The sequence below is a fragment of the Streptomyces sp. RKAG290 genome, assembly GCF_023701695.1.
In the GTDB taxonomy this organism is placed as follows: Bacteria; Actinomycetota; Actinomycetes; order Streptomycetales; family Streptomycetaceae; genus Streptomyces.
Genome location: NZ_JAJOZC010000001.1, coordinates 4,558,378 through 4,581,470, shown reverse-complemented (window position 1 = coordinate 4,581,470; position 23,093 = coordinate 4,558,378). Strand labels below are relative to the sequence as shown.

20 protein-coding genes and 1 other RNA gene are annotated in these 23,093 nt (G+C 71.4%); 4 read left to right on the top strand and 17 right to left on the bottom strand.

All coding sequences use genetic code 11. The features are described from left to right. Positions 1 to 19: 19 nt before the first annotated feature. The 3 genes from LNW71_RS20130 to LNW71_RS20120 form a co-directional block, all read right to left on the bottom strand. Entirely contained in the window at positions 20 to 922 is a 903-nt protein-coding gene (locus LNW71_RS20130; RefSeq protein ID WP_250969505.1) for a zf-HC2 domain-containing protein, read from the bottom strand. Beyond that, positions 919 to 1,506 (bottom strand): sigma-70 family RNA polymerase sigma factor, encoded by a 588-nt coding sequence (locus tag LNW71_RS20125; RefSeq protein WP_250969504.1) that lies wholly within the window; start codon positions 1,504 to 1,506, stop codon positions 919 to 921. Before LNW71_RS20125 ends, LNW71_RS20130 begins: the two co-directional genes overlap by 4 nt. Before the next feature lie 362 nt (positions 1,507 to 1,868). Continuing rightward, entirely contained in the window at positions 1,869 to 2,489 is a 621-nt protein-coding gene (locus LNW71_RS20120; protein WP_250972077.1) for an ABATE domain-containing protein, read from the bottom strand. Between the two features lie 116 nt (positions 2,490 to 2,605). Between LNW71_RS20120 and LNW71_RS20115 the strand changes: the two genes are divergently transcribed. Then, the gene (locus LNW71_RS20115; protein WP_250969503.1) at positions 2,606 to 3,157 is read left to right on the top strand and encodes a GNAT family N-acetyltransferase; all 552 of its coding nucleotides are present in this window, start codon (positions 2,606 to 2,608) and stop codon (positions 3,155 to 3,157) included. 12 nt (positions 3,158 to 3,169) lie between these two features. Here LNW71_RS20115 and LNW71_RS20110 read toward each other — a convergent pair whose 3' ends face one another. Further along, positions 3,170 to 3,751, bottom strand: a complete 582-nt coding sequence (locus tag LNW71_RS20110) for a GNAT family N-acetyltransferase (protein ID WP_250969502.1) — start codon at positions 3,749 to 3,751, stop codon at positions 3,170 to 3,172. Positions 3,752 to 3,844: 93 nt separating this feature from the next. On the opposite strand from LNW71_RS20110, the gene LNW71_RS20105 reads away from it, so the two are divergent. Beyond that, positions 3,845 to 4,414: an anthrone oxygenase family protein gene (locus LNW71_RS20105; protein ID WP_250969501.1), complete on the top strand. Its 570-nt coding sequence runs from the start codon at positions 3,845 to 3,847 to the stop codon at positions 4,412 to 4,414. Here the strand turns inward: LNW71_RS20105 and LNW71_RS20100 are convergent. The 10 genes from LNW71_RS20100 to ftsE form a co-directional block, all read right to left on the bottom strand. Then, positions 4,363 to 5,505 (bottom strand): uroporphyrinogen-III synthase, encoded by a 1,143-nt coding sequence (locus LNW71_RS20100; RefSeq protein ID WP_250969500.1) that lies wholly within the window; start codon positions 5,503 to 5,505, stop codon positions 4,363 to 4,365. The genes LNW71_RS20105 and LNW71_RS20100 overlap by 52 nt on opposite strands. A 173-nt stretch (positions 5,506 to 5,678) precedes the next feature. Beyond that, on the bottom strand, positions 5,679 to 7,010 hold the full coding sequence (locus tag LNW71_RS20095) for a nitrate/nitrite transporter (RefSeq protein WP_250972076.1): 1,332 nt from the start codon (positions 7,008 to 7,010) through the stop codon (positions 5,679 to 5,681). Positions 7,011 to 7,137: 127 nt separating this feature from the next. Continuing rightward, a complete protein-coding gene (locus tag LNW71_RS20090) occupies positions 7,138 to 8,478 on the bottom strand; it encodes an acyltransferase (protein ID WP_250969499.1) in 1,341 nt (446 codons plus the stop codon). Further along, positions 8,475 to 10,604, bottom strand: coding sequence for a glycosyltransferase (locus tag LNW71_RS20085; protein ID WP_250972075.1), 2,130 nt, complete (start codon positions 10,602 to 10,604; stop codon positions 8,475 to 8,477). The genes LNW71_RS20090 and LNW71_RS20085 overlap by 4 nt, the downstream gene beginning before the upstream one ends. Before the next feature lie 66 nt (positions 10,605 to 10,670). Further along, entirely contained in the window at positions 10,671 to 11,294 is a 624-nt protein-coding gene (locus LNW71_RS20080) for a hypothetical protein (protein ID WP_308294506.1), read from the bottom strand. Positions 11,295 to 11,704: 410 nt separating this feature from the next. Beyond that, positions 11,705 to 12,091: a transfer-messenger RNA gene (gene ssrA / locus LNW71_RS20075) on the bottom strand. Between the two features lie 122 nt (positions 12,092 to 12,213). Beyond that, the gene (smpB, locus tag LNW71_RS20070; protein ID WP_250969497.1) at positions 12,214 to 12,702 is read right to left on the bottom strand and encodes an SsrA-binding protein SmpB; all 489 of its coding nucleotides are present in this window, start codon (positions 12,700 to 12,702) and stop codon (positions 12,214 to 12,216) included. An 18-nt stretch (positions 12,703 to 12,720) separates the two neighbouring features. Beyond that, complete coding sequence (locus LNW71_RS20065; protein WP_250969496.1) at positions 12,721 to 13,908, bottom strand: S41 family peptidase; 1,188 nt, start codon at positions 13,906 to 13,908, stop codon at positions 12,721 to 12,723. A gap of 68 nt (positions 13,909 to 13,976) precedes the next feature. Then, positions 13,977 to 14,894 carry a permease-like cell division protein FtsX gene (gene ftsX, locus LNW71_RS20060; protein ID WP_250969495.1) on the bottom strand — a complete coding sequence of 306 codons (918 nt, stop codon included), beginning with the start codon at positions 14,892 to 14,894 and terminating at the stop codon, positions 13,977 to 13,979. Positions 14,895 to 14,917: 23 nt separating this feature from the next. After that, on the bottom strand, positions 14,918 to 15,607 hold the full coding sequence (gene ftsE / locus LNW71_RS20055) for a cell division ATP-binding protein FtsE (protein ID WP_024489199.1): 690 nt from the start codon (positions 15,605 to 15,607) through the stop codon (positions 14,918 to 14,920). Between the two features lie 261 nt (positions 15,608 to 15,868). On the opposite strand from ftsE, the gene LNW71_RS20050 reads away from it, so the two are divergent. Next, the gene (locus LNW71_RS20050; RefSeq protein ID WP_250969494.1) at positions 15,869 to 16,066 is read left to right on the top strand and encodes a hypothetical protein; all 198 of its coding nucleotides are present in this window, start codon (positions 15,869 to 15,871) and stop codon (positions 16,064 to 16,066) included. An 18-nt stretch (positions 16,067 to 16,084) separates the two neighbouring features. Here LNW71_RS20050 and LNW71_RS20045 read toward each other — a convergent pair whose 3' ends face one another. Beyond that, entirely contained in the window at positions 16,085 to 17,692 is a 1,608-nt protein-coding gene (locus tag LNW71_RS20045; RefSeq protein ID WP_250969493.1) for a class I adenylate-forming enzyme family protein, read from the bottom strand. 4 nt (positions 17,693 to 17,696) lie between these two features. After that, complete coding sequence (locus LNW71_RS20040; RefSeq protein WP_250969492.1) at positions 17,697 to 19,232, bottom strand: arginine decarboxylase; 1,536 nt, start codon at positions 19,230 to 19,232, stop codon at positions 17,697 to 17,699. A 318-nt stretch (positions 19,233 to 19,550) separates the two neighbouring features. Between LNW71_RS20040 and LNW71_RS20035 the strand changes: the two genes are divergently transcribed. Beyond that, positions 19,551 to 20,906, top strand: a complete 1,356-nt coding sequence (locus LNW71_RS20035; protein ID WP_250969491.1) for a transposase — start codon at positions 19,551 to 19,553, stop codon at positions 20,904 to 20,906. Here the strand turns inward: LNW71_RS20035 and LNW71_RS20030 are convergent. Continuing rightward, the gene (locus tag LNW71_RS20030; RefSeq protein ID WP_250969490.1) at positions 20,882 to 22,831 is read right to left on the bottom strand and encodes a helix-turn-helix domain-containing protein; all 1,950 of its coding nucleotides are present in this window, start codon (positions 22,829 to 22,831) and stop codon (positions 20,882 to 20,884) included. The genes LNW71_RS20035 and LNW71_RS20030 overlap by 25 nt on opposite strands. Positions 22,832 to 23,093 lie beyond the last annotated feature (262 nt).

Here is a 23,093-nt window from a genome sequence, read left to right as displayed (position 1 = left end):
TTGCGCGCCGGGATAACGGTCAGGCGTCGACGCTCACCAGCCGCTGTCCGTCGAACGTACGGACCTCGAAGTGGTCGATGTCCGTCCGGGCCATCGCGGCCCCGCCGTGGACGTAGAGCGGGTACGTGGCGGCGGGGTGCGCGGAGCCCTTGATGCCGTACCCCCACTTGGGTACGGACCAGGAGGTGACGACCTCCTCCTCACCCGTCTTCGAGACGGCGACCAGGCGGCACTTCTGCGGGCCCTTCACGTTCTTCAGCTCCAGCACGGTGTGGGTGCCCCAGGCCTTGGGCTCCATGCCGATCGTGGCGTCGACCGCGGTGCCGGGGTCGGTGGCCTGCACCTTCTCCTTCATGTGGTGGAAGAAGGCGTCCTCGGCGGGGCTGGTGGGGTGCGGGTCGGCCGCCTCGACGGAGGGGCTGTCGCCGCCGCCGGTGACCGACAGGGCGACGACGGGCCCGCCGATGATCAGTGCCGCTGCCGCCGCCACCAGGTATCTGCCCCGCCGCGTACGCCGGGCGCGCTTGGCCGCGACCTCGTCGACCAGGTGGCCGAGCATCCGGGGGGCGGGAGGCGCGGGGACGTGCGGGACGGGACGGGCGCCCGGCACCGTGGCCGGGGACTCGGCGAGCATCGCGAGCATCGGCTCCAGGCCGGCGAACTCGTCGAGGTGCGCGGCGCAGCGGGCGCAGCCGGCCAGATGCGCCTCGAAGGCGGAGGCCTCGGCGTCGTCCAGGATCCCCAGGACGTACGCGCCGGCGGCATCGTGCCCGGCCTCGTCGTCGGGGCCGGTGGGGGCGGCCGGGATGAAGGGATCAGCGGGGCCCCCGGGACGGGAGGGACTTGCGGGCCGGGACCCGTAGGGCTCCCGGGAGGGACCTGCCGGCCGGGGCCCGAAGGGCTCCCACTCCTGGTCGCTCATGCCGTGATCCCCCTCTCTTCGAGTGCGAGCTTCATCGAGCGCAGTGCGTAGAAGACCCGCGAGCGCACCGTGCCGCTGGGGACGCCGAGCGCCTCGGCCGCCTCGTTGACCGTGCGGCCCTTGAAGTAGGTCTCGACCAATGCTTCCCGGTGGGCGGGCGTCAAATCTTCGAGCGCGTCCGAGAGCGTCATCAGCCACAGCGCCTTGTCGATCTCGTCCTCCGCGGGAATGACCTCCAGCGGCGAAGGCTCGACCTCGTGCGGCCTGGCCTGCCGACTGCGGTGGCCGTCGATGACGATGCGCCGGGCGACCGTCACCAGCCAGGGCCGGACGGAACCCGTCGCCCTGGCCAGCGAACCGGCGTTCTTCCAGGCGCGGATGAGCGTTTCCTGCACCACGTCCTCTGCTCGCTGCCGGTCACCGGCGACGAGGCGGAGCACGTAGGCGATCAGCGGTCCGGCATGTTCGCGGTAGAGCGCCCGCATCAGCTCCTCGTCGGGGACGGCGGAGGGTGACGGGGGCGGCTCACTGCGATGTCGAGCCCTGTGCGGACGGTCGTCGGCCACGGCCGCATCCTTGCGCACCCGAACCTCCAGGTCGAGACCCTGTTGAGCTCCTTGGTCATCGATACGGGGATGCGCGGCGATTCACTCAGCCATCGAGCAAGATTTTTTCGGCACGGATCCGCAGGGCACCGCGCCGGGGTCTGTGCGGCGCCGGGGCACGCGAGCCGGGCTTGATCCGGACGAGAGGCCCCAGGGTCTTTCGTCCGGGTCAGGCCGGGTCAGGGAGCGGGGTCCGGTGCGGTGCCTCGCAAGGCGGAGGAGGGAGTCGACGCGGAGCGTCGGCGACCGACGACAACGCCGCGAGGTGCGGCGCCGGGGCACGCGAGCCGGGCTTGATCCGGACGAGAGGCCCCAGGGTCTTTCGTCCGGGTCAGGCCGGGTCAGGGAGCGGGGTCCGGTGCGGTGCCTCGCAAGGCCGGGTCAGCGTTCCGCCGCCGGTGCCGGGCGACCCGTTCGCGGTTCCCGCACACCTCGCTGGAGCACCAGCGCCGGCGCCTGCCGCGTGAGGTGTCCAGGTAGAGACGGCGGCAGTTGTCGCCCTCGCAGCGGCGCAGCCCGCCCAGGGCCGGCGGGTCGGTGAGGAGCTCCACGGCGTCGCGCGCCACGGCGGACAGCAGCGCCCGGCAGTCGGGTTCGGTGCTGAGCCCGCGCACCAGGGTGCCGTTCCCGGTGCGCACCGCACGCAGTCCGGGCGGCGCTCCGGCGGCGAGGGCGTTGACGCGCTCCAGGGCGCCCTCGGCCCCGCGGCCGCCGAGTTCCGCGGTCAGCAGCCGGTCCACCGCGGTCCTCAACTGCCGGAATAGCAGCAACCAGTTGCGGTCCACGGCGTCCAGCCGGGTGCCCTGCGGAACGGCTCCGGACGCCACCAGCCAGTCGGCCAGCCGCTCGGGCCGGTCCAGTGGATCGGGGGCGTCCGCACTGCCCGCCCCGGTCGCCACCAGATCCAGGCAGAGCCGCCCGGCGTCGAACCGCCAGTCGCACGAGCCCTTGCGCGCCGCCATGCGCATGTCACCGCCTCGGGTCCGGCCGACGTCGACACCAGAGTGCCCCTCGAGGGCCCCGCCCGTAACCCCTGCCGCCGGCCGGGCCGCGACAACTCCCCTCCTACGATGTCCGGATGAACGCCCACCTGCGCACCGCCCGCATCCGCGACGGCTCCCTGCTGCTCCGTCCCTGGCTGCCGGGCGACCTCGCGGCCCTGCTGGACGCGTATCGCGACCCTGCCGTCCAGGCGGGCTCCCGCGCCCCGGTGGCGGACGAGGAGGCGGCAGCACGCTGGCTGCGGGCGCAGGAGGAGGGCCGGGAGTCCGGGCTGCGCTACGGCTTCGCCGTGGTGGACACGGCGCTCGGGGACGGGCCCGTCGGACACGTCGCCCTGCACTTCCCCGGCCCCGGGTCCGGTTCGGCCGAGGTGGGCTACTGGACGGCGGCGCCGGCCCGCGGCCGCGGGATCGCCCCGCAGGCCCTCGGAGCGCTCACCGGCTGGGCGTTCGCGTCCTTCGCCGGGGACGGGCTCGTGCGGCTGGATCTGCTGCACCAGGTGGACAACGAGGCGTCGTGCCGGGTGGCGGGGAAGGCCGGCTACCGCTTCGCGGAGGTGCTGCCCCCGCACCCGCCGTGGCCGCTGGCCGGGCACCGCCACGAGCGCCGGGCGGCCGGCGGCCGGTGACCCCCGGCTCCGTCAGGTGCCTGCGGCCGGCTCCCCGGTCACCGGGCCGTCGTGCAGGATGAGCTGGAAGAGCCGGTGGTCGCGCCACTCGCCGTTGATGTGCAGGTAGCGCGGGGCCACGCCGAACTGCTCGAAGCCGCACTTGGCGAGCACCCGCTGCGAAGCCGTGTTGTCCAGCACGGTCGCGGCCTCGAGCCGGTGCAGCCGCAGTTCGTCGCGGGCCAGGGCGCAGATCTGCCGCACGGCGGCCGTGGCCAGCCCGCGGCCCGCATGGGCGACGTCCACCCAGTAGCCGAACGTGGCGCTGCGGAACGGCCCGAGCACGATGGCGTTGAGGTTGAACCCGCCGATCGCCCGGTCCTCGGCGTCCACCAGCACCCAGGGCATCACGCGCCCCGCCGCGCGGTCCGCAAGCAGCCCGGCCAGCCGCTGCCGCTGGCCCTGCTCGGTGTAGAACGCGTCCGGCCGCTCGGGCTCCCAGGGCTGCATGTACGCACGGCTGCGGGTCATCGACTCGGCGAGGGAGGCGGCGTCGTCGGCGGTGACGGGACGGAGTCGCACCTCCGCGTCGAGCCGGTGGATGTCGGTAGTCATCCCCGCACGGTATCCGGCCCCTTGGACGCCCGCGTATGGAGCTGCGCGCCTGAGCCATGGAGTGCGGCCGCCCGCGCCTCTTGACTGGAACGCATGACAACCAGCCAGGCCGAGCGGCCGACCCGCACTCTCCCCCACGTCGTGCTCGGCGGCGCCGCCGTCACCACCGGCCTCGTCGCGGGCGCGTTCTACGTCTTCTCCTGTGCGGTCATGCCGGCCCTGGGCCGCAGCGACGACCGGACCTTCATCGAGGTCATGCAGAACATCAACGACGTCATCGAGAACCCGGTCTTCTTCGCCGGCTTCTTCGGCGCGCTGATCCTCACCGCGCTCGCCGCGTGGCAGCAGCGCCGCTCCCCCGGCCCGCGCCGGTGGGTCCTCGCCGCGCTCGTGGTGTACGCCGTGGCCTTCCTGCTCACCTCGGGCGTCAACGTCCCGCTCAACCACGGCCTGGCGGACGCCGGGGACCCGGCGCACATCGCCGACCCGGCCGCCGTGCGGGACCGCTTCGAGGACGCGTGGGTCGTCTGGAACGCCGTACGGGCTGCCCTGTGCACCGCCGCGCTCGCCCTCCTCCTGCGGGCGTCCTTCCTGACGCGGCGACAGCTGCCTCAGGAGTCGGCGTACTTGGCGTCCGACGCCGGGTCCAGGGCCAGCCGGTAGCCGCGCTTGACGACGGTCTGGATGAGCCGGGGCACCCCGAGCGCGGTACGCAGCCGCGCCATGGCCGTCTCCACCGCGTGCTCGTCCGTGCCGCTGCCGGGCAGCGCCCGCAGCAGGTCGGCGCGGGCCACCACCCAGCCCGGCCTGCGGGCCAGGGTGTGCAGCAGGGCCATGCCGGCCGGCGGCACCGGGCGCAGCTCCTCGTCCACCAGGACGGCGTGGCCACGGATCTCGACCCGGTGTCCGGCGATGGGCAACGTGCGTGCCCCCGAGGGCAGTTCGCGGCAGAGCAGCTGGACGAGCGGGCCGAGCCGGAAGCGCTCCGGCTGGACGGTGTCGATGCCGCGGGCCTGCAACGGCAGTGCGGTGACCGGGCCGACGCAGGCCGAGACGACGTCCCCCTGCAGGGCGTTCAGGAGTTCGGGAAGCAGGCCGCGCTCGTCGGCCCGGCCCAGCAGCGAGGCCGCCGCCGGGGCGCTGGTGAAGGTGAGCGCGTCCAGGCCGCGGGCGACGGTGAGGTCGAGGAGCCGGTCCAGCGGGGCGATGTCCTCGGGCGGCATCCAGCGGTAGACCGGGACGCCGATGACCTCGGCGCCGGCCGCCCGCAGCGACTCCACGAAGCCGGGCAGGGGTTCGCCGTGCAGCTGGAGGGCGATGCGACGGCCCTCGACGCCCTCCTCCAGGAGCCGTTCCAGCACCTCCGCCATGGACTCGGATGCGGGAGACCACGCCTCGGTCAGGCCGGCGGCGCGGACGGCGCCCTTGACCTTGGGGCCGCGGGCCAGCAGCTCGACGCCGCGCAGCCGGTCCAGCAGCTGGTCCCCTATGCCCCAGCCGTCGGCGGCCTCGATCCAGCCCCGGAAGCCGATCGCGGTGGTGGCGAGGACCACGTCGGGCACGCTGTCGATGAGTTCCTTGGTGGCGGCGAGCAGTTCGCTGTCGTCGGCGAGCGGCACGATCCGCAGGGCGGGGGCGTGCACCACGGCGGCGCCCCGGCGCCGCAGCAGCGTGCCGAGCTCGTCCGCCCGGCGCGCGGCGGTGACGCCGACCGTGAAGCCCGCGAGGGGCCCGTGCTGTTCGTCGTCGTGCATATGGTCTACCCGGCTCTCGTCCCGCTGCTGCTCAATGGTGCGGAGGACCGAGCCTGCCAACGATGCGTGACAGGCTCGGTTCACCCATATTTCCCGCCCGTTACGTCACCCGACACCGCGAGGGTCTTTCGTTCGGATCCGGCTTGATCAAAATGAGAGATCCCAGGTCATCATCACACCTCGGCATAGCTGAGCTGGGGCTTCGCCGGGACCGGAACGGCACGGCGAAGGTATACCGCCCAGGTGATCGCGAAGCACACTCCGTAGAAGACGAGGAAGGACCAGAACGCCGCCGTTCCGGCGCCCGAGGTCTGGAAGGACTGCCGGAAGGCGAGGTTGATGCCGAGCCCGCCGAGCGCCCCGACCGCACCGATGAGTCCCATGGCCGCCCCGGACAGCCGGCGCCCCTGGGCCGCCGCCTCCTCGCCGCGCAGCCCCTGCGCGACCGCCTTGGCGTGGAAGATGCCAGGGATCATCTTGTACGTCGATCCGTTGCCGAGACCGGTGAGCACGAACAGGGCCGTGAAGCCGATCAGGAACACGGTGAGCGACTCGATGCCGGAGGCGTACACGACGACGCCGGTGGCGACGGCCATCGCGGCGAAGTTCGCCATCGTGATGCGGGCGCCGCCGTAGCGGTCGGCCAGCCAGCCGCCCGCGGGCCGGATCAGCGAGCCCAGCAGGGGGCCGATGAAGGTGAGCGAGGCGGCCTGCAGCGGGGTCCGGCCGAACTGGGTCTGCAGGACCAGCCCGAAGGCGAAGCTGTAGCCGATGAAGGACCCGAAGGTGCCGACGTAGAGCACGGCCATGATCCAGGTGTGCGGGTCGCGCACGGCGTCCCTGGCGGCCCCGGTGTCGTTCTGCACGGGGGCCAGGTTGTCCATGAAGTACGCGGCGCACAGCGCGGCGACGATGATCAGCGGCACATAGGCACCGAGCACGATCCGCGGGTGCATGGCACCCGCCGTCCCGATGACCAGCAGCCCGGCGAGCTGCACGACGGGCACCCCGATGTTGCCGCCGCCCGCGTTGAGCCCCAGCGCCCAGCCCTTCTTGCGCAGCGGGAAGAAGGCGTTGATGTTGGTCATCGAGGAGGCGAAGTTGCCACCGCCGATGCCGGTCAGCGCGGCCACGACCATGAAGGTGGTGTACGAGGTCCCCGGCTCCATCACCACGAAGGCGGCGACGGTCGGGAGCAGCAGGGTGAGTGCGCTGAACACCGTCCAGTTCCGGCCGCCGAACCGGGCGACGGCGAAGGTGTACGGCACCCGCACGATCGCGCCGACCAGGGTCGCCGTGGAGATCAGGAAGAACTTCCCTGCCGGGTCCACCCCGTATTCGGGTCCCATGAACAGGACCATCACCGACCACAGGGACCAGATCGAGAAGCCGATGTGCTCGGAGAGGACGGAGAACCAGAGATTCCGGCGGGCGATCCGCTCGCCCGTCTCGCGCCAGAAGGTCTCGTCCTCCGGCTCCCACTGTTCGATCCAACGGCCAGCCATCATGCGCCTCCACGGGTGGTCGGGTGTTGTTCCCGACGATAGGGAGCGCGCGTTTCGGTGTGGTGCTGTGAGGTGACCTGTGCGCAACCTTGCTCTCACCGGGCCGGGGGCGGCCCGGTGAGGGCGGTCACCGCCGGTGCGGTCCCGCGCCGGCCGTGGGCCGCGGTGCGCCGGGAGCGGCGGACCGCCTGCCGGTCCGCTTCGGCGCGCCGTTGGGCCAGAGGCGCGGCCTGCGTCTGGCGGCGACGTCCTCGACCCAGCCGACCGCGACGATCACCACCCCCAGCAGGGGCCATATCAGGATCAGCACGAGCACGTTGTACGACGCCTCGATGTACGTACCGAGGTGGTCGCCGACCCAGGGGACGTTCCACAGCTGGTCGATCATCGGCATCGCCGCCATGAGCAGCATGTTGTGCCAGAGGTAGATCGTCACTGCCCGGTTGTTGGCCAGGGTGATCGGACTGTCCCAGCCGGCCAGCCGCCCCGGCAGCTGCTGCCACGAGGGGGCGTACTGGAGCAGGATCGCGCAGAAGCCGAGCGACCAGCAGGCCTGGGCGAGCGGGATCTCGTCGAGGTTCCAGCCCTCCTCGGTGAGGTGCCCGGAGGCCCACCACAGACCGAAGGCCATGATCATCGCGGCTGTGGAGACCGAGATGTAGCGCGGGATCGTGCGGAGCAGACCGTCGTTGTGGGCGAAGCCGAGGATCCAGCAGGAGCCGAACACGGCGAAGTCGACGAGTGCCTCACCCGTGGCGCCGGGGACCGGCACCAGGTCGGTGCCGATGACGGCGGTGAGGCCGATCGGGGCGAGCAGCGTCGCCCACGGCAGTCTGCGGAACGCCTTCAGCAGCAGCGGGGAGGCCAGCACGAACCACAGATAGGCGCGGATGTACCAGAGCGGCCCCACTGCCTGCTCGGCCCACGACTGCTCCAGGAACCCGCCGGCGGAGCCGTTCTCCCAGGGGAACGGGGGTGAGCCGACCGGCAGGAGGTAGCAGCCCAGCTTGAGGAACCACCAGATCCCCTCCTCCCGCACCGGCTTCAGGCCCATCACGAACATCATCGGTACGACGAGCGCGCCGAACACCCACATAGGGGGCAGCAGTCTGCGCAGCCGGCCCCGGATGACGCTCCAGGCGGGCCGGGCCAGCGACCGGGCCATCAGGGAGCCGGCCAGGGCGAACATCACGCCCATGGACGGGAACAGGATGGTCAGCCAGGCCCAGCCGAACAGGTGGAAGACGACGACGCGGACCAGCGCGACGGCCCGCAGCAGGTCGAGGTAGCGGTCCCGGCCGCCCGCCTTCACTTCGGCGGCTGCCGGCGCCTTCGCCCCGGCGGGGACGGCCGGGGCCGCCCCGGCGGGCGGGGCCGGCGCAGGCGGGCCCTGGACCGGGAACGGCACCGTGTGCGGCTCCCGGGGCGGCTGCTGCGGGTACGCCGAGGGATGGCTCGGGTAGGTCATGCGACGGGCCTCCGGTCGTTGCTGCTGCCGCGCCGCTGGCTGGGCATCGAGCCGGGCGCCTCCACGACGCCGGTGCGGCGCAGCTTCTGCCAGCGCAGCCTGCCGCCGGTGAGAGCGGTGATCCAGGACTGGAGCAGCACCACGTACATGAGCTGCCGGTAGAGGATCTGCTGGAGGGGCAGCGAGATCAGGTGCGTCATGCGCTCCCGGTCGAGCCGGAAGGCGTACGCGGCGCAGACGGCCTGCACCGCGAGGACGCCGAGCCAGGCGAGCACCGTCTGCTGGGTGGGGCCGAAGACGAGTCCGTACAGCAGGAAGACGTCGATGAGCGGCGCGAGCAGCGGGGCGACGACCATGAACAGGGCGACGAAGGGCAGTCCGACCCGTCCGAAGCGGCCGGACGGCCCGCGTTCGACCACCGCGCGGCGGTGCTTCCAGATGGCCTGCATCGTGCCGTACGACCACCGGTAGCGCTGCGACCACAGCTGCTGCACGGACTCCGGCGCCTCGGTCCACGCCCGGGCGTTCTCCGCGTACACGACGCGCCAGCCGTCCCGGTGCAGTGCCATGGTGACGTCGGTGTCCTCGGCGAGGGTGTCCTCGCTCATGCCGCCGATCCGGTCCAGTGCGTCGCGGCGGAACGCCCCGACCGCGCCGGGGATGGTGGGCATGCAGCGCAGCAGGTCGTACATCCGGCGGTCGAGGTTGAAGCCCATCACGTACTCGATGTGCTGCCAGGCGCCGATCAGCGAGTCCCGGTTGCCGACCTTGGCGTTTCCGGCCACCGCCCCGACCCGCGGGTCGGCGAAGGGCTGCACGAGCTCGCGGACGGTGGCCGGCTCGAAGACCGTGTCGCCGTCCATCATCACGATGATGTCGTGGCGGGCGTGCGCGATGCCGTTGTTGAGGGCGGCGGGCTTTCCCGCGTTGCGCTGGCGCACCACCCGCACGTTCGGCAGCCACATCGCCTCGACGATGTCCGCGGTGCCGTCCGTGGAGCCGTCGTCGATGACGATGACCTCGACCGGGTAGTCACTGGCCACCAGGGAACGCACCGTGTTGGCGATGCATTCGCGTTCGTTGTACGCCGGCACCAGGACGGTCACCGGCCGGGTGACGGGCTCGCCCCAGCTGAAGTCGCGTCTGCGGACCCGGCGCGCGTGCACGAAGGACAGCAGCAGCATCAGCCCGAAGCGGGTCAGGACCAGCACCCCGATGACGGCGAGACCCACCACCATCACATCGGTGATGTGCTCCGAGACGTCGACGGCGTAGACGAACGCCTTGCCCTTCCAGAGCGCGACCCCGGAGACCGGGGTGTGCGCGCTGGGGGCGCCGAGTGCGTCGGTGAGGTTGGTGAACTCGTACCCCTTGGCCTGCATCCTGGGCAGGAAGTGGCCGAGCGCGGCCACGGTCTGGGACCGGTCGCCGCCCGAGTCGTGCATCAGGACGACGGCGCCCTTGCCGTTCTTCGGGGTGGCGTTCCTGGAGATGACGCCGACCCCCGGACGCTTCCAGTCCTCGCTGTCGGTGTTGTTGACGACGGTGAGGTAGCCGCGGCTGCCGATGTACTGGGTGACCGGCCAGGACTTGTCGTCCATCGCGTCGGCGAACGAGGAGTACGGCGGCCGGAACAGCGAGGTACGGATTCCGGCCGCCCCCGCCAGCACCAGCTGGTTCTGCGAGAGCTCCCAGTCGATGCGGCTGTTGGACTGGTAGGAGAGGTCGGGGTGGTTGAAGGTGTGCAGCCCGACCTCGTGCCCCTCCTTGACCATGCGCTCCACCAGGTCGGGGTAGCGCGAGGCCATGGTGCCGGTGACGAAGAAGACGGCGTGCGCGTGGTACTCCTTGAGCCGGTCGAGCACTCGTGGGGTCCACTCCGGGTCCGGGCCGTCGTCGAAGGTCAGCACGATGCGGTGGTCGGGGATGCGCAGGGTCTTGGCGGGCTCGGTCGTGCTGCGGGCGTCGATGACCGGCCCGCCGTCGAGGACCTGCTCGGGCACCCGGTCGGTGGCCGCCGGTGGCTGGATCCGGTGGTCGGCGAGGATTTCGCTGTGCACGTAGCCGCGCAGCATCAGCATGGCGAGCAGGGCGACGAGGAGCAGGAACGGCAGCAGATAGCGCATGGGGAGCCTGCGCCGCCGGGTCTGCTTCTTGCGGTTGTGCCTGCCCCGTACGACGGGGATGGTCATTTAGTTGGCGCCTTCTTGCACAGGAGGTTCCGAGGGTTCGACCGGCGGGGTCGAGGTGGCCGGCGGCGGGGTCTCCGGATCGACGGGAGGCGTCCCTGGCCCGGCGGGCGGTGCGGAGACCGAGGTCTCCGCGGTCGGAGCGGTGCCACCGGTGCCGCCGGCCGGCTCGGTGTGGCCCTTGGGCGGCACGACGGGAGCCGATGCCGAGGAGCCGGCGCCGGGCGACGAGGAGCGGTCGGAGACCGGGCTGCCCGGCTGCACCGCCGCGCTGCCTCCGGTCACCGGGACGGAGGGCGAGGAGCTGGGCGTCGCACCGGGCGACACCAGGGCGCCCGCGCTCTGTCCGGGTGCGGGCGGCACCTGCACCTCGTCCGCCTTCTTGTGCTCCTCCTGACCGGAGAGCGGCAGGAACGGCGCGCTGGAGTTCCCGCCGAGGACGGCGACGACCAGCGTCACCGCGTAACAGACGCAGATCGCGGCCAGCACCCAGCCAAGCCGTCGGAGTGTCTTGCTGCGCCGACCGCTCTCGTCGACGAATACGGGGCCGTCGGAGCCATCCGGAGCGCCGGGTTCCGGGGACAGCTCGGAGAGCTGCCGTCCCAGTCCGTCGAGTTGGATGGTCACTTCGTTCGGCTCGTGTGTGTGCCCCGCACGGGCACCTTCACGCCAAGTTTCCACTGTTGTACGCACTTCCCCCACTCAAGATCGGGTGCGCGCAACTGACCGGTTATATGCCGCCGGACCGGGCCCCACCCTGTCCACGCGCCCCCTACCACAGTGCACCCGGACGATGAATGTAGCGCACGCCGAGGACGCTCCGGCCCCGCAGTCGGGTGTTGTTCATCATGAGAGATACAACTGTTTCGAATTGCCGTGCGGGCACTGGACGGAGCCGCTCCGCACCTGAAGTGCGGCACTCCTCCGCACGCCCCCGGCGCGCGCTCCCGCGCGCCGGTCTGCCCGGCCGGCCCTCGGGGCAGCCAAAAACGAGGACCCCGCTGCCGGTGGCAGCGGGGTCCTCGTTCACATGGGAATTGTGGAGATGGCGGGAATCGAACCCGCGTCCAACGGTGCGGAACCAGGGCTTCTCCGAGTGCAGTTCGCTGCGCTTTTCTCGGCCCCGGAGGTCACACGAACAAGCCTCCGACAGGCCCAGTCACTGTTAGATTTCCTTCAGGGCCCCGTGACCGGGCTCAGAAGTTTAGATCCCTTAGTGATGCCAGGATCCGGGTCGGGATCACCCCCGGGCTGACACTCCGCAGAGTCTTCGCTAGCTGCTAATTAGGCAGCGAGGGCGAAGGCGGAGGAATCGCGCTTGGAATTGGCGATTATTGTTTGCGACATATGGTTAACGAGATCATTGCCGCTTCCTCGACTCGCTTCCCCTGCTTCGACATCCGCTGTCGAAACCGATCATCCCCATGTTGATTTTTCAAAGGTGGCACACACCCCGTGGGGTGCAGTGCCATCGTACGTGACCAACGCACCGCGAGGCCAGCGTATTCCCCGCGGCCCGGCCGGCGGCCGGTCCCCGGGTGCCCGGCTACGCGCTCCGCTGGCGCCTGCGGGCCGCCGAGATCGCGCGGTTCGTCTCCCTCGTGTCCTGCTTCTCGCGCAGCGTCTGCCGCTTGTCGTACTCCTTCTTGCCCTTCGCCAGCGCGATCTCGACCTTGACCCGGCCGTTGAGGAAGTACAGCGCCAGCGGCACGATCGTGTGGCCGGTCTCCTGCGACTTCGACTCCAGCTTGTCGATCTCGGCCCGGTGCATCAGCAGCTTCCGCTTGCGCTTGGCCGTGTGGTTGGTCCAGGTCCCCTGGACGTACTCCGGGACGTGGATGTTGTGCAGCCACGCCTCGCCGCCGTCGATCTGCACGAAGCCGTCCACGAGGGAGGCCCGGCCCATGCGCAGCGATTTGACCTCGGTGCCCATCAGTACGAGGCCGCACTCATAGGTGTCGAGGATGGTGTAGTCGTGGCGCGCCTTCTTGTTCTGCGCGACGATCTTGCGCCCGGTGTCCTTTTCCTTAGCCATAGTGCGGCCATTTTCGCACTACGACCCACCCCCGAGGCCACTCAATACTGTCTCGGCCCGCTGCTGGGCCCGCGCGCTCACCGCGAGGTCCGGCGTGATGCCGTGGCCGTCCACGCTCCGGCCCGCCGGAGTCCGGTAGTGGCCCACGGTCAGCTCGGCCACCGAGCCGCCCGCGAGCTTGCTCGGCATCTGCACGGACCCCTTACCGAAGGTGCGCGAGCCGACCGTGACCGCGCGGCCCCGGTCCTGCAGGGCGCCGGTCAGGAGCTCGGCCGCGCTCATGGTGCCGCCGTCGATGAGGACGACGACGGGGCGCTCGGTGTCGCCCCCCGCGTCCGCGTACAGGGCGCGCTGCTCACCGTGCACGTCGTAGGTGGCGACCAGACCGCCGTCCAGGAAGGCGGACGCGGCGGTGACGGCCTCGCTGACCAGCCCGCCGGAGTTGCCGCGCAGGTCCAGCAGCACACCCGCGCCCGCCGGCGCCTTGCGGACGGCGTCGCGGACCGCGGCGCCCGAGCCCTTGGTGAACGAGTCGACCGCGATCCGTACAGCTGCGGAGGAATCGGAACGGTACGGTCCGAGCCGCCGCACGGTGACGGCCTCGGTGGCCAGCCGGGCCCGGTGCAGCGTCTCGGTCCGGTCGGCGGAGCCCCGCTGCACGCCCAGGACGACGGCGCTGCCCGCGGCCGCGCCCGTACGGTCGCCGCGCAGCAGGGCCACGACGTCCGAGACCGGGCGCCGGTCGACCCGGCGGCCGTCGATCGTGCGGAGCAGGTCACCCGCGCGGATGCCGGCCCGGTCGGCCGGACTGCCGGGCTGGACCCGGGCGACCGCGACCAGCCCGTCGGCGGAGCGTCTGGCGGCGATCCCGACGCCCGTGTACGAGCCGTCGAGGGCCTGCTCGAACTCCTGGTACTCCCGCTCGTCGTACACCGCGCCCCAGCGGTCACCGCTGCGGCTGACGACCTCCTCGGCCGCCTCCGTGCCGGACTTGCCGTCGGCCACGGCATCGGCGGCTGCGTCGGCCACCGCGTCACGGTCGGCGGCGGAGGCGACGGACCGGGCCTTCATCTGCGGACTCCGCCCGTCCCCGTGGGGCAGCGAGCCGGTGGCGGCGGCCGTGGCGAGCACACTCGCGAAGACCAATGTCAGGGCCGCCCCGCGGCACAGGCCGCGGGGCCCGACACGGTAGGCGGGGCCCGGCATGGCGCCGAGTCTAGGACAACGCCCCGACGGCGCACGGCCCGTTGGCCGCGCGCCGCACGGGGCGCTTGTCACACCTTGAGGTACTTGCGCAGCGCGAAGAGAGCGGCAACTGCGGGCATCAGCAGCCCGATCGCCAGCACCAGCGGGAGCTTGGTGAGGACCGCTTCATAGCCGATGAAGTCGATCAGATTCAGCTTGTCCTGGAGCGCCAGGCCGCCGTCGATCAGGAAGTAACGCCCGGCCAGCAGCATCACGCAGGCCAGCACACCGCCGATCAGACCGGCGAACGCTGCCTCCATGATGAACGGCATCTGGATGTAGAAGCCGGAGGCGCCGACGAGCCGCATGATGCCCGTCTCGCGCCGTCGGCTGAACGCGGACACCCGGACGGTGTTCACGATCAGCATCAGCGCGATGACGAGCATCAGCGCCATCACGAAGAGCGCGGCGACGTTCATGCCGTTCATCAGCCCGAAGAGGTTGTCCAGGATGCTTCTCTGGTCCTGGACGGACTGCACCCCGGTGCGGCCGGCGAAGGCGGTGGCGACGACCTTGTACTTCGTCGGGTCGTCGAGCTTGACGCGGAAGGACTCCGGCATCTGGTCCGGCGTGATGTTGCCCGCCATCGGGGAGTCGCCGAACTCCTCCTGGTAGTGCTTGTACGCCTCGTCGGACGACTCGTACGTCACCGTCTCGACGACGTCCATCTTGTGCAGATCGCTCTCGATCTGCTTCTTCTGCTCGGTGGTGACCGCACCCTTGGCGCACTGGACCACCGTCTCCGCATCCCCCTTGCCGCAGAGGTAGATGGAGACGTTGACCTTGTCGTACCAGTAGTCCTTCATCGTGCTGACCTGCTCGCGCATGAGCAGCGCGCCACCGAACAGGGCAAGCGAGAGGGCGACGGAGACGACGACGGCGAAGGTCATCGTGAGGTTGCGACGGAGGCCGACGCCGATCTCCGACAGGACGAACTGGGCGCGCATGGCGTCCTTTCAGTGCTGGGTGCTCAGTGCTGGTAGCCGTAGACGCCGCGCGCCTGGTCGCGTACGAGACGGCCCTGCTCGAGCTCGATGACGCGTTTGCGCATCTGGTCGACGATGTTCTGGTCGTGGGTCGCCATGATCACGGTGGTGCCGGTCCGGTTGATCCGGTCCAGCAGCTTCATGATGCCGACCGAGGTCTGCGGGTCGAGGTTGCCGGTCGGCTCGTCCGCGATCAGCAGCATGGGCCGGTTCACGAAGGCCCGCGCGATCGCCACGCGCTGCTGCTCACCACCGGAGAGCTCACCGGGCATCCGGTCCTCCTTGCCGCCGAGGCCGACGAGGTCGAGGACCTGCGGCACCGCCTTGCGGATCTCGCCGCGCGGCTTGCCGATCACTTCCTGGGCGAACGCCACGTTCTCCGCGACGGTCTTGTTGGGAAGCAGCCGGAAGTCCTGGAAGACCGTGCCCAGCTGGCGGCGCATGTGCGGCACTTTCCAGTTGGACATGCGCGCGAGGTCCTTGCCGAGGACGTGGACCATGCCCTGGCTGGCGCGCTCCTCGCGGAGGATGAGTCGCATGAAGGTGGACTTGCCGGAGCCGGAGGAGCCCACCAGGAAGACGAACTCGCCCTTCTCGATATCGAGAGACACATCCCGTAGAGCGGGACGGCTCTGCTTCGGGTAGGTCTTGGAGACGTTGTCGAATCGGATCACGGATGCACCACGGTCGGCCGGGAGTAGGTGAGCGTGACCATACGCGAACCCGGCTGACGCGTGCAGGCGCACGTACCGGGATGGGTGATTTGTGGCAGAACGCAAGCGGGGGACGAACCGGGAGCTTCCCTGCTCTGTCCGGCGGGCCGCGCCGAAATCCTCGCGAGCTGGCACAGTGGTAGGGGGAACGGTCGCGTTTCCGTGAGCGTTGTGCGGAGAACAGGCCTTGTGCGGCTCCGCCGCGCGGGAGGAGGAAAGCGCATGACCTATGACCGACTGGTGTGCGCGAACTGTGCGGCGCCCGTGGCCGAGGGGCGCTGCCCCGTGTGCCGGGCCAGCCGCGCACGGCTGGAACAGCAGGGGCAGGGACCCCTCGGCGGCATGAATCCGATGATGCTGATCATCCTGCTGGTGGTGCTGCTGTGCGCACTGGCACTGCTGGCCCACCAGGCGGCGTGACCGACCGCGACCGCCCGGTCACCTGAGCGCTGCCACGCCTTCCGCCCTCTCCTCCTTCCTTTCCTCCCCCTCCCTCCGCTGCTCCCGCGCGAGAACGCCCGGGAGCACGTCCGTCAGCAGCTCCCCCGCCCGTACCTTGCCGGTCGGGCTGTACGGGATCGAGGCGACGGGCACCACGTACGCGGGCAGGCACGGCACCCTGCGGGCGCAGGCGGCCTCGACCGCCCGGTAGCCGCCGGCCTCGCGCTCCAGGGAGATCGGGACGAAGGGCACGATCAGCGCGTCTCCGAGTTCCGGCAGGTCGACGCGGAGCACCGCGGTGTCCCGCACGCAGGGCAGGTCCATCAGGTCGTACTCGAGCCCGAAGACGTTGACGTCCAGCGGCGCGGTCCCGTCGACCTTGGAGACGCCGTCCGTGCGGCCGGTGAGTTCGAGCCGTCCCTCGTCGTCGAGCACGCCGCTGTCGCCGGTGAGCAGGAACCGCCGGACGCCCTCGCCGTCGCCGGTGTCCAGGTCCAGGAAGACCGGCCGGCCGATCCCGTAGTCGTCCATGAGCTGGTAGCTCGCGATGGCGACCCGGCCTCGCGTGCCCGGCGGCAGGAGGTGTCCCTGCGAGTCGACCACGGCGACCGCGCTGCCCTCCATGGCCCGGCCCGCGCGGCCGGGAGAGGTGTGCAGCTCGTCGGGGGTGATGAGGGTGTTCACGCCGGTCTCGGTGGTGCCGTAGTACAGGTGCAGAACCGGTCCCAGCCGGTCCCAGGCGGTCTCGACCAACCATCGGTTGAGGTGCCTGCCGCCCGAGAGCACGAAGCGCAGCCGGGAGGTGGTGGCGAGGTCCGCCGACGCCGGGTGCGACACCAGGGCGGCGAGGGCGGGCGGCACCACCAGGGTGGTGGTCACGCCTTCGGTGCGGATGAGCCGGGCCATGAGCGCCGGGTCCCCCAGCGGGCAGAGCACGATCCTGCCGCCGAGGGCGAGGAAGACCCGCGCCCAGCCGGGACCCGATGAGTGGTGGAGCGGAACGGTCACCAGGTGGACGTCGTCCTTGTCGAAAGCGAACTGCTCGACCAGCAGGGCAAGCCGGCGCGCCTCGAACGACGAGTGCCGGATCACCATCCTGGGTGTGCCGCTGGTTCCCGAGGTGAAGCAGTACATCGCGAAGGGCTGCTCGACGGGGGCCACTTCGCGGGGTTCGGTGGCCGCGAGGGCGGCGTAGGTCGGCGTGCTGCCGACGCGTCCGTCCAGGTGGACGGCGAGCGCCTCGCCGGCCCGCGTCCCCGCCGCCTCCAGCAGGGGCCGGTACGCGGCGGTGCTGAACAGCACGGTGGGGCGCAGCTGTTCCAGGGCGCGCGCGGTGGCCTCGGGCGTCGCGGTGAAGTCCAGGCCGGCGCACGGGATGCCGAGCGTGGCGCAGGCGGCCATGACGACGACGAGCTGCCAGCTGTTCCCGGCCGCGAACGCCGCCCGGGCCGGGCGTTCGGGAGGCAGCACCGCGTGCAGCCCCGCCACCACCCGGCTCACCTGGTCCTCGAACTGCTGCCAGGTCAGCCGCGTCTCGCCGTCGACCACGGCGACGTGCGCGGGGCGGGCGGCCGCGTTCCTTCTGATGTCGACAAGTTTGAGCATCTGGTCACTCCGTATCTGCCGTTCCACTGAGGAGGGAGGATGCCGGAGCCGGGTGGGCCGCTGTGCCTCCTTGGCGCAGCGTGTAGATCTCGACGCCGCTGATGCGCAGCGCGTCGAGTTCCTCGCGGGTCCGGGCCGAGAGCTTTTCGCCGGGCACGGTGATCGGGATGCCGGGCGGGTAGGCGATGATGAAGTGTTCGGCGGTGTCACCGGCCAGCGCCTCGGACGTGGCCCGGTAGGTGCGCTGAAGGGTGCGAAGGGCGTCGAGCAGCCGCAGCAGTGTGCCTTCGTCGACGCCTATGTGGACGTGGAAGACGACGGCGTCGCCGCTCTCCCTGGCGACGTACAGGGCGTACTCGTCGAACAGGATGCGGCGGAACTCCGCGGCGGTGATGCCCAGTGCGCCGATGTCCACCAGGACCCGGGTGGGGTCCTCGTGGACGAGCAGGGCGGGGTCGGTCAGGTGGCCCTCGGGTCCGAGCACGCGGAAGGCCGACAGCCGGGGGTCCGAGCAGATCTCGGAGCGCAGGGTCCGGGCCAGGCTCAGCGAACGGTCCAGCAGCGCCTCCCCCTCGGTCTCGGCCTGCAGCCTGGCCAGGTCGAGGCTGGCCAGCACGGGCCAGCTCGGCGAGGTGGTGTGGTGCTGGAACAGCGACTGCGCGACGCGTTCCTGCAGCTCGCCGTCGCCCATCAGATGCAGGTACGAGCCCTGCCGCAGCGCCGACATGGACTTGTGGGCGGAGTGGGTCACCGCGACCGTCATCGGCAGACCCGGCTCCGTCTCGCGCAGCCGGCGCACCGCCTCCAGGGCGGTCAGCGGCTGCAGCCTCGGGTGGTAGCGGTGGACGGCGCCCCACGCCTCGTCGACCAGGACGGATACCGACGGGTGCAGTTCGGCCAGGGACGAGAGCAGTGCGGGCAGGTCGTAGCGGACCCCGTCGTAGGAGACGGCCGACAGCACGACCGTGTCGTAGGGCACTCCTTCGGCGACGGCGAGGGCGAACATGTCGAGCAGCTGCCGCAGGTCGGCGAAGGACCGGGGGCAGTCCGCGCAGCACCGGCGCATCGGCGCGTACTCGGTCACCGCGTCGAGGTCGCCGAGTGCGAAGTGCACGGACTGGTGGCAGCTCCGGTCCGCCAGCACCCTGCCGCCGGCGGGTACCAGCGCGCCGAGCGCCACCCGGTTCGCGGTGCTGGTGCCGGCGGACAGGAAGAGGGTGGCATCCGCGCCGAAGCTGCGCGCCGCCAGCCGCTGTGCGGCACGCAGGGGTCCGCGCGGACGGAAGAACGAGTCGAGCATCGTGCCGCTGTAGGAGACCTCGGCGGCGAGCTGCGCCTGGCCGAAGAGCGCCTCGTAGACGTCACGGATCTTCGAGTTCTTGATGGATCCCCCGTGCGAGAGGGGCAGGGCGTGGAAGGAGGCGATGTCCCGTCGGGCCACGGCGAGCACCGCCTCGGCCAGCGGGGCGCCGCTCGGGCCGGGTGCGGACTGGGCCCAGGGCCCCGGAGGTACAGCAGGACCGCTACCGGCTTCAGGCATGGCTGTGTACTCCAGAAGGTGAGGGAAACACACCCGGTCAGGGGTGCCGTGCCGACCCACTCTGCGCGGCCCCGCCCGGATGCGTCAGTCCGTGGCCCCGGCCCTGTCAGTTGCGGCTGACTTCGTCAGGTGTTCCGTCACTTGCTTCGTCACTTCCGGCGTGCGGGGGTGGTGACCCCACCACACCCCGTACCGACCCACAACGGGGGTTCCGGACGCCCGGAGACGATCTTATGGTGGCCGGAGCACCACGGGCCGGGGCGATTTGGTGCCCGGCACACCTCGCCCAGCGGGGCCTGCCAGGGTCACCGTTGGCGTATGAGTGGAGCCCTGAACCAAGCCCAGGACGTATTCGCCGGTTTCCCGGACGCCGACGAACCGTCCGACGTGGTCTCCGAGCTGGCCGCCACGGTGTTCTCCGCATCACTGCGCCGAAGGGACCAGCGGATGAAGGGGGAGCAGTACCTGCGCGGGCTGCTGACCGCGGGCGGCCGCAAGACGATGCGCAACATCGCCTCGCTCACCGGTGGTTCGGCGGTCGAACAGAGCCTCCAGCACTTCATCTCCAGTTCCACCTGGGACTGGGCCCCCGTCCGGGAGGCGCTGGCCGGCTACGTCCAGCGGACGGTTCCGCCGCAGGCGTGGGTCCTGCAGCAGTTGTCGATCCCCAAGGCCGGCGACCAGTCGGTGGGTGTGGTGCCGGGCCAGGCCGGGAGCGGCGAGGCATCGGGCCAGCGGGCCTTCGGGCTGTGGTTCGCCTCGGAGGAGGTGAGCGTGCCCGTCAACTGGCGGCTGCACCTGCCCGACTGCTGGCTGCAGGACGGCGTACGGCGACGGCGTGCGGACATTCCTGCCCAGACGGTGGCGGAGACGCCGGACGAGTGCGCGGCGGCCGTGGTGCTGGAGACGATGAACCGCTGGCCGGTGCCGGGCCGGCCGCTGCTGCTCAACGCCGGCGGTCACAATCTGCCGCTGCTGATGCGGGAGTTCGCCGGTGCCGGGATGCCCGTGCTGGCCCGGATCGGGCCGTCGAGCCGGCTGGCGGTGGCCGATCCGGCGCTGCCGGGATTCGGGGCGGGCGCGGTGTCCGCGCAGCAGATCGTCGAGGCGGTCAAGGGACTTCGCCACCAGGTGCGCTGGGGTGCCTCCAGTGCGCTGGTCGTCGCGGTGCGGGTGGCGTTCGGGCAGCGCGTCCCGTACACCCGGGGAGTGCCGGGGCGGGGGCAGCGCAGTCTGCTGCTGCTCGGCGTGTGGAACGATCCGCTGCGGGCGGCGGGGGAACTGTTCCTCACCGACATGACGCAGGCCCCGCTGCCCGCGCTGCTGCGGATGAGCCGGCTGTCCCGCCGGGTCGCGCGGGACTTCACCGAGGTCGGCGAGCGGGTCGGGCTGCGGGACTTCGAGGGCCGTTCGTTCCGTGGCTGGCACCGGCACATGACGCTCGCCTCGGTCGCCCACGCGGCCGCGCTGCTGGGCGAGACGGGCCGCGGCGGGCACAGCCTGCGGGACCCCTTCCCGGCCGCGGTGCCCCACCCGGGCCCCCCTCCGCGTCAGCCCTGGGACGACCTGCGCGCGACGGAGCCCATGGCGGCCACCGCCATGGTGGCCGAGCCGGATTGCGTGGTCCGGCCCCTGCGGATGAGCAGTTCCTACGCCACCGGCGCGTCTGCCTGAGGCGCCGCGGTGCCGGCCCTGCGCAGCGTGTGCCGGGCGCGCTGGAGCCGCAGCGCGAGCTGCACCTCCAGGGCCCGTACGGGCTCCTGCCAGCCGGCGCCCAGCAGATCGGTGATGCGCTCCAGCCGCCGCGAGACGGTGTTGGGGTGCACGTGCAGGCTCTCCGCCGCGCGCGTGGGGCTGTTCCCGGCGGCGAAGTACGCCTCCAGGGTGCGCACCAGCTCGGTGCACTGCTGGGTGTCGTAGTCCAGTACGGGCCCGATGGTGGACCCGATGAAGGCGGCCGTGTCCGGCCGCTCGGACAGCAGCATGCCCAGGAAGCCGAGTTCGTCCGGCGACGCGGTGGCGCCGGTGCCGCCGAGCGCGGTCAGCGCGTCCAGGCAGCGCCGCGCCTCCTGGTAGGTGTGCAGGATGGAGACGGCGTCCGTGATGGGTCCGGCCGCGCCCACGGTCACCGGATGGCCGAGCACCGAGGACAGTTCGTGCGAGACGCTGCGCGCCCGGGCACCCGGATCGGTGCCGGGCAGCAGCAGCACGATGTAGCCGGCGTCGGTGGTCTTGAGGCCTGAGAGCCGGTGCGCGTACGAGGAGGCCCACACGACGGCCTTGCCCTGCGCCCCGCCCTCCGGCCGCGCCACCACGGTCACATGGGGCTCCGTCAGGTCGACCGCGAGCCTGCGGGCCCGTTCGGCGAGCTGCTCGGGAGTGTACTGCGAGGTGCTGAGCAGTTCGTTGAAGAGCTGGTCGCGCATGTGCCCTTCGGCCGCGGCCGCGCTGCGCTGCACCTGGAGCAGGACCGCGGTGGTCTGGGCGACCGTGCGCAGCAGCTGGAGGGTGTGCTCGGTGGCCGGTTCGTGCGGTGCGAACACGAGGGTGGCGAGGATCTCGTCGCCGGCGGTGGCCGGGCAGCACCACAGACCGGCGGCCGACCTGATGGGGGCGCGCTCGGTGTGGGCGTCCAGGACCGTCTTCAGCAGCTCGCCCTCGTCGAGAGCGGGTGCGGCGCCGGAGGCCGCCAGCTGCCTGCCGGCCACGTCGCGGATCAGCAGGGTGCCGCCGAGCGCGTCGCCCGCGGCGACGGCCAGCTCGCGCAGGTCCCGGCCGCGCAGCACCAGGTCGGTCAGGCGGCTCTGGGTGTCGCGCAGGAAGCGGGAGGCGGAGGAGGAGTCCGTGGCCCGGGAGGTGTCGAGTTCGAGCTCCGATATCTCGTTCATGGCCTGGGCGAGCAGCCGGGCCTTCTTGATCGCCACCGAGACCAGGTCCCCGAGCGAGGACATCTGGGTGATCTCGTCGGGCGCGAAGTGCCGGACGTTGCGGTCGGCGACGTACAGGGCGCCGAAGACCTGGTTGCCGTCGTGCAGCGGGACCGACATGAGGGCCTGCAGCCCTTCGGCGCGCACCACGCCGTCGATGGCGGCGGAGTGGGTGAAGCGATCGTCCTGGAGGTAGTTCGGGGACCAGAAGGGGGCCGAGAGCGACCTGGACCGGTTGCCGACACCGCCGGCCGCCGGGATGCGGAAGCCGACGGTGATCGCGGAGGCGTGCCCGTCGGCCGCCCGTACGTAGGAGCAGTCGTCGGCGGGGTCGTAGAAGCTGATCCAGGACATGTCGAGGTTGAGCAGCAGCCGTGCGCGGCGGGTGATGACCTTGAGCAGTGCGTCCAGGTCGTAGGGGAGGGTGAGTTCCCTGGCAGTGTCGACGAGGGCGGCGAGTCCGGCCTCGCGCTGATGCCGGCGGGCGAAGAGACTGTGGATGTCCAGGGCGAGGCTCCGGGCGCGGTCGAGCAGCACGGCGGACCCGTCGTCGCCACCGGCGGACCGCGCGGTGCGCAGCACGTCGTCGAAGCGGCCGGGCGGTGCTTCCGTCGCCAGCAGTTCGAGCAGGCCGAACAGGGCGTCTCTCACCGGGTCGTCATCGCTCGACATGGTTCTGTTCCCTCCCCCAGGGACGCCCCAGGTATTCCGGAACGTATGGACCACAAGTCCTGCCGCGAACCTAAAACCTGTGAGCGGACCGAGTCAACCAGTGGCTTGATTTGTGAACTTGCTGGTCAGAGCGGTGGAGGTGGCCGGAGCACCACGTCGGCGCCGGAGGCTGTGGCCGGGACACCTTCCTGCCGGCGCGACGCCGGCGGCATTGTCATGGCCGGAGCGCTCGCCCGGAGTGCCCGACCGATGACAGAGCGAA